We start from the raw sequence: 6,507 nt of genomic DNA on the forward strand, positions 1-6,507 counted from the left end.
TCGCCGATGTTACTTCATCAGGACCATCTTGCGATTGGCGGTGAAGCCGTTCGCTTCGAGACGGTACAGATAGACTCCCGAGGGCAGGCTGGCGCCGTTGAAGTTGGCGATGTGGCGCCCCGCGCCCAGCTCATCGTTCATGAGCGTGGCGACGTTGTGGCCCAGCACGTCGTAAACCTTCAGCGTAACATGACCCGCTTCCGCGAGGTCAAAGGCGATGCTCGTCTCCGGGTTAAACGGATTCGGGAAGTTCTGAAGCAGGGCAAACTCGCCCGCGGTCGGCGCGGCGAAGCGCGGAATCGCATCCGTCGTCGCCTCGTCACGGCGGTTCCCGGCGAAATCAACAGATACCAGGGTATAGTGATAGAGGGTGCCATTCTGCAAACCGTGGTCCGTCCAGGTATAGTCATGCCGCACCGTTGACGAACCGGCGCCATTGATCCGAGCGGCCAGCGCGCCATCACGCATGACTTCAAAGTGGTCGTTGTCGGTTTCCGACTGCGTCGCCCAATTCAACGTGACACTGGCATCGCCGGCGATTGCACTGAAGGAGCTGACTTCGACACTCAGGATATCGCACGGCGGAACGTGCAGACAGAAGTCGTACACATAGGTCGGGCAGGTCGGGGACGTGACCGTCACCGTGAAGCAAATGTCGCCACCGGACGTATTGTAGGACAGTGCCGCGCTGAAGTTGACGGCCGAGTTGTTGCCCGGGGTGATGGTGCCCGCGCTCTGGCTGGCCGGAGTCACCGAGGCCGTGCCACCAGAGCCGGATCCATCGCTCAGCGCGACGGTCACGTCGTTGCAGGTCGTGCCACCGTTGTTCGCCACGCTGATCAGGATATTGGCAGGATTGGGCGTGATCGCGTAATTCTCGCAGCGCAGCGGCGGAACCGAGACGCTGATCTGCAGGTCGCCGGGCGAGGTCAGAATTTCGCCCACACCGTAATAGGTCCCCACCATGCGGTCGGCACCGGGAGCAACCGGAACTTCGTTCCACTGGTAAAGCACCGCGGAATCGCCGTAGGGCGTGTTGGTGCACACGCGGTTCCAGCAGGTTCCCCAGAACGGACCCCACTGACCGAAAGCGAGCGCATCCGGCGTCACGATATTGGGATCACCAAAACGAGTAAAAGTTCCGCGACCGACGATCGCGTTCGACGTGGGAATGGCATCCCAGTAGTCCGCCGCGAACGCGGCAGTGTAGCAAGTCTCATCCAACAGGTGAGTCGCGCCAAGATACAATTCGGCGGCGTCATCACCGTCAACAGTGGTATCATACTCGTACAGGACACCGATGTTGTGTGAGACGTTGTCAAGATTCGTGACGATGGTCTGGGTCAGAATCGCACCCGTGGTTGCGCTGAATAGCACCGGAGTGTGACGAACCTCAACCTGGATCGCGCCGATCACAAAATAGTCGTGGATGCTCACATCGACGACTTCGGTAACATACGTCGCTTGTCCGTCACAAGCACTGCCCTGCTGACCGTCGATGTTGTAAACAAGGCCGTCGATCGAAACGCGGATGTCGGACGTGGCGGGGCCGGACGGATAGAAATACAGCAAGCTTTGTCCGGCAGCCGTACCGATGTTGAAATCGCCGTCGCCGTCAGTTTGCACACACACGAGGGCGTTGCAGAGCGAGGCACTGCGGCTGGCATCGCCAAGCGCCGCTTTGTCGATGGGGTCATCAAGAGTCGAGGTCGGGCGGTGGCCAGCCCAGACAGCCAGCGTCAAAGTGAGCAGTCCCGTCAAAATCATGGCAAACGTCTTCATGGGGTCTCCTTCTGTGAACGCAACGATGCGATTGTCGATTGAGTGACAGATTTAGTGTGAGTAGTATGGTAAGGATATTAAGAGACGATGTCAACAAATGTCCTTTCTCTATCTGAGAAAACCATGATTGCTAACCAAATCACCCAATTATTCTAACTCATTTAATTATGACAACTTTTGTCCTATTATGGTGTATTCGCCATGATTTCGACACCTGAGAAGGAGAGGCATAGCCGTTGGATGACAGGGGTCAGCAGGTATCGACGCGAGGAGGGGGGGACGACGCCCGGGCGGGCGCCGTTGAGCTCCAGACCGGAATCCGGAAAACAAAAGTGCCGCAGTCTGGTGACTGCGGCACTGAAGCCGACGAAGTAAACCCCTTGAGGAGGTGGGGTGTTGTTCTCGAGCCTACGACACGCGCCTGGCGAAGCCCGGGATCCGTAGCAGGCCCATGAGTGAATAAACCATCACCATGAACACCCCCTGCAGAAGGGTACTGGCCACGAACCGTCCGATATGAAGAAAATGCGATTGCACGATCAGTTCATCCTTGTTTCGCTGGACGTCCGAGACGCCCCAATGCGCCATCAATTAGCTCATACTTATGATAAATATATTTAAACGGGTTGTCAAGTCGCTGTGACACTCATGATAGGATTAGTACAGATAACTCGGATTCGATGCGTGGAATTAAGCTATTCTGATTGCGGCAATTGCGAATATGCCAAAGTTTGTCTAATTTAGAAAACGAGGAGTCAGAGCAGCGCGGTGCCTCTTCATTCGTCCGAACCGGCCCCGCCGGTCACCTTGCTTCGAAAGACCCGACCCGTTATCTTGCGGAGGGTCCCCAGAATTGGTTAGCATTAGTACCGTGACGATGGCCCTGAAACCGCCGGCCCCCTCACTCGTATAACCCCTGTCGAGAGCCGTCTTCCGCGACGACGGCCGGAACTCCGCCGCCAGACGAATTCGCCTACTGTCAATAATTCAACCTCCCAGGAGACCAATCCCATGGCTTTCACCGCCAAAGACTTCGGCCCGAATATTTTGAACCTCGATGGCATTTCGAAAAAGGCCGTCGAAGAGCATCTTAAGCTCTACAACGGCTATGTCAACAAGTCCAATGAAGTGATGGAGAAGCTCAAGACCGTCGATCTCTCGACCGCCAATCAGATCTTCAGCGACGTGCGCGCGCTCAAAGTCGATCTGAGCTTCGCCATCGGCGGCATGCAGAATCATGAAATTTATTTCGCGCATCTCAAAAGCGGCGGCCAGATGCCCGCGGGCGACGTGAAGGCGCAGATCGAAAAAGATTTCGGCGGTTGGGATGGCTACGTGAAGGACTTGAAAGCAACCGGCATCTGCTCGCGCGGTTGGGCGTGGACGGTGTGGTTCCCCGAAGCGGGCCGGCTGCTGAACTGGGCCGGCGACGCGCAAAACAGCTACCTGTCGTGGAATCTGCGGCCGATTCTGGCGATGGATGTTTATGAGCACGCCTACTTCATGGACTTTGGCGTCAATCGCGGCGGCTATATCGATACGTTCCTCAAGAACCTCGACTGGGACGTGATCGGCGCGAACTGGGAGAAGGCGCGGAAGTAGAAGGGGGTGGGTAGTGAGTGGAGTTGCAAAGGGCAGCCGGCGATGGCTGCCCTTTTTGAATTGCGATTCACTGATGATTCGCTTATCTTCGGGTAAGCACAGTGGCGGCTGGCGGCGACCACGATGCCGCACCACGCCAGCGCCGTGAGCCGCTACCGAATCAAGATCATCTTCTTCGCATCGACGAAGCTGCGGGCTTCCAGGCGATAGATGTAAAGCCCGGAGGGCATTTCGCTCGCATCCCATGTGACGGTGTGTTGTCCCGCCTCTCGTGGACCGTTGAGCAGCGTCGCAACCAACTGCCCCAGCGTATTGTAAATCCGTAGCTTCACCCGCGCATTCTCCGGCAAATCAAATTGAATCTCCGTCGTCGGATTGAACGGATTTGGATAGTTCTGATACAACCGGTACTCCGTCGGCAACGGTGGCTCGCCACTGCCACGAAAGCCTTGGCCGCTCAATATCTGCTCCATCGCAAACAGCGTCCACAGTTGGTGATCGCCCTGTACTTCCGCGCGCGCCTCTTCCGGCAATTGATCCAAAGTATTATTTCCATCCCGTCGTGACAGCCCAATCGAATCCCATGGTGCAGTTTTTAATTCCGTCAACAACGAATCCAACGCCACTTTCTGATACTGATACTGCGTCGCAGCTTGATTCATCAGAGTGGCAAATTCGGCGAAAGCTCCCGTGAAGTCATTCAATTCGACCAAGCACCATGCCGCTGCTGAGCGCAGCGAGTATTTCAAATCCGCCTCCGAGGCCGTATCCGCAACAGTCAGCAAGTACGTGCGCAACGTCGCCCAATCCTTATTCAATTGCCCTTCGCAGAAGGCAATTCGCGCCGGACTCCACAACGCTTCCTTGCTCGTCGGATAGTTTACGATCACATACTTGTAGCTGACAATCGCTTCGGTATATTGCAGCGCGTTCTCCTGATTCCAACCCTGCCCAAAATAGTAAGCCGCGTCCGATACTTCGCATGTTCCCAAACTCAGTAAGTTGCACCGCGCATCGCTCGAATTCGCATCGGTCGGATTATAGCTGTACGTAGCCGGAATTCGACCGACCGGACTAGGCGCTTCGCCCCAATAATTACCTTGCGCTTCCCGCGCTAAGGGCCAGCAATCTTCAATCAAATTCCCCGTCGTCGCCGCAATCTTGTTCCGCCCGTTGCACAGATCGGCAATCGTCTGACAAAAATATAGCTGCGTCCGTCCACCGTTGTAGCCGTTATTGTTCTGCACGAGATTCCGCCCGTTATCCGCGATCCGCCACGCCATATCCGTCTGTCCGCCCCACGCCGAAATCCCCGGCCCGTTGTTCGACGAGCTATTCACACAATTCAGCTTCAGATTGCTGTATGTATTCCGCAGCCCGCCATGATTCAAGTTGCGGTTATTGATCAGCGGCGGCCCATTCCCCGTCAGCGTCACATTATCCAAATCCGTCCGCGCAATACTCGCCGACCACAACCCAACCCGCGCGCTGTTCGTAATACTCCCGCCGCTCATATTCAATATCCCCCGCGCCGCCGCCACCGCGCCGTAATACCGCGAAGTGGAGATAGCAGAATTTGTAGCCGTCACCACCGCTCCATGGAATGAAGTAATCCCAATTCCGCAATTCGTAAACGTGCAGCTCGCAAGCGTTGCCACCGATGCTGCCGCCGTCCGCACCCCCACCGACGCGTTATCAAACGTGCAATGACTAAGCGAGGTAACAGGATTCGCCGATTGCACCTCAATCCCCCGCCACGCCTGATTCACTGCACTACCCACCGCCTGAAGATGAATTGGCTGAGCCGCCGTACCATTCGCAATCAAACTCGCACCTGCTGAAACCGTCAAACCAACGCCGGGCGCGAAGATAACCGTCACGCCGGGATCAATGGTAAGGCTGCCGTTCGGAGGGATCGATAATGTGGAAGTTATCCGGTAAGGTGAATTGGAAACTGTCCATGAACCACTTGCCTGAATTTGCGCCGGCAAAGCTAGGGTGGGGTCACCCAATAGTTGAAAGCGGGGATATGTCCATCCTTCTGTCGGCTGATAATACGGTGTTGCTAGTTCAGTTGCCCTTTTACCGATGCGGGCCAAATTCCGGGTATTCTCCTGGCTAATGGTCTTGAAAACCATTTCGGTCCATTTGCCGTCAGCCGAGGATGTTGTTGCTCCGGTTGCTGCTAATGCAGCAATACATCCTCCGTTTGGCAAAAAGAGTAACTGTTCAATAATGCACTCATACTCATGTGGAGTGCCGGTGCATCCCTCTGCTTCATTTGGAAACCACCATTCGTCGTATGCGCCAAGATCACAACTTGCGCCTATGATCAAAGGGTACATCCCTGAGTTAGTAAACTCATAGTCGGCGACTTCTGAATCATCATACCAATTTGCGAGCCGCCACGCCGCAGCTCTCGGGCCATAAAAAGTGATAATTCCTCGTCCTTGATTGAAGCGCAATTCCAATAGATCAAATCGTGTATCTTCCTGCCCCGGACCTTGGTAGTCTGACGTGTAGAGATCGTCGTTGACCCACGAAGCATCGCATTGTCTTGACCATCGTTGATGCCATCGCCTGGTCCACGTACCCGGTACCCCGTTGTATGCGAAATAAACGTCATCACCGGCGCGAAGAATCTGGTGTACCCACGGTAGGGTGGGATTTGTCAGCAAATATTGACTAGCCTTTTGTATGTATGCAGAAATTTCCATAGCCGTCTCTGCGGGAATTCGACCCACAAGGCACTGAGGAATATTCTGTGTATAGCCGATATCATTCAATGCCCAGTCCCATCCGTCATACCCCCACCTTGTGCCGAGAAATTGTGGGAAATACCATGCAGGAACAAGATTTCCGGCGGATGCGTTTGCCACCGGATAATCACTTTCATTAATTTCCGTACGCGGATCCCAATAATCCTGGCTACAAAGCGCAACTACTCGTGGCCGTCGTGCGTCACCGACTAACAGAAGGTAGTGAGGTGCACCCCGTGGGCTGGACAGTGATGCTATAGATGGTTAGATTGAGGGGGAGCAGCAGAAGGAGTCCATGATGTCGAGGTCGAAGCGGGTCTTTAGTCCCGAGTTCAGGCAGGCGGTTGTTCAGGACGTACTCACG

3 protein-coding genes are annotated in these 6,507 nt (G+C 55.2%); 1 reads left to right on the top strand and 2 read right to left on the bottom strand.

The genetic code is table 11. The features are described from left to right. Positions 1-9: 9 nt before the first annotated feature. Positions 10-1,782, bottom strand: coding sequence for a T9SS type A sorting domain-containing protein (locus HZB60_09845; GenBank protein ID MBI5060065.1), 1,773 nt, complete (start codon positions 1,780-1,782; stop codon positions 10-12). Positions 1,783-2,793: 1,011 nt separating this feature from the next. On the opposite strand from HZB60_09845, the gene HZB60_09850 reads away from it, so the two are divergent. Then, the gene (locus HZB60_09850) at positions 2,794-3,384 is read left to right on the top strand and encodes a superoxide dismutase (protein MBI5060066.1); all 591 of its coding nucleotides are present in this window, start codon (positions 2,794-2,796) and stop codon (positions 3,382-3,384) included. A gap of 152 nt (positions 3,385-3,536) precedes the next feature. Here the strand turns inward: HZB60_09850 and HZB60_09855 are convergent, their stop codons facing one another. After that, entirely contained in the window at positions 3,537-6,263 is a 2,727-nt protein-coding gene (locus tag HZB60_09855; protein MBI5060067.1) for a T9SS type A sorting domain-containing protein, read from the bottom strand. Between the last annotated feature and the right edge of the window lie 244 nt (positions 6,264-6,507).

The organism is candidate division KSB1 bacterium, assembly GCA_016214895.1.
Taxonomy (GTDB): Bacteria; Electryoneota; RPQS01; order RPQS01; family RPQS01; genus JACRMR01.

Coding starts and splice junctions, on each gene's coding strand:
- HZB60_09845 (MBI5060065.1), bottom strand. CDS start 1,782: ATGAAGACGTTTGCCATGATTTTGACGGGACTGCTCACTTTGACGCTG.
- HZB60_09850 (MBI5060066.1), top strand. CDS start 2,794: ATGGCTTTCACCGCCAAAGACTTCGGCCCGAATATTTTGAACCTCGAT.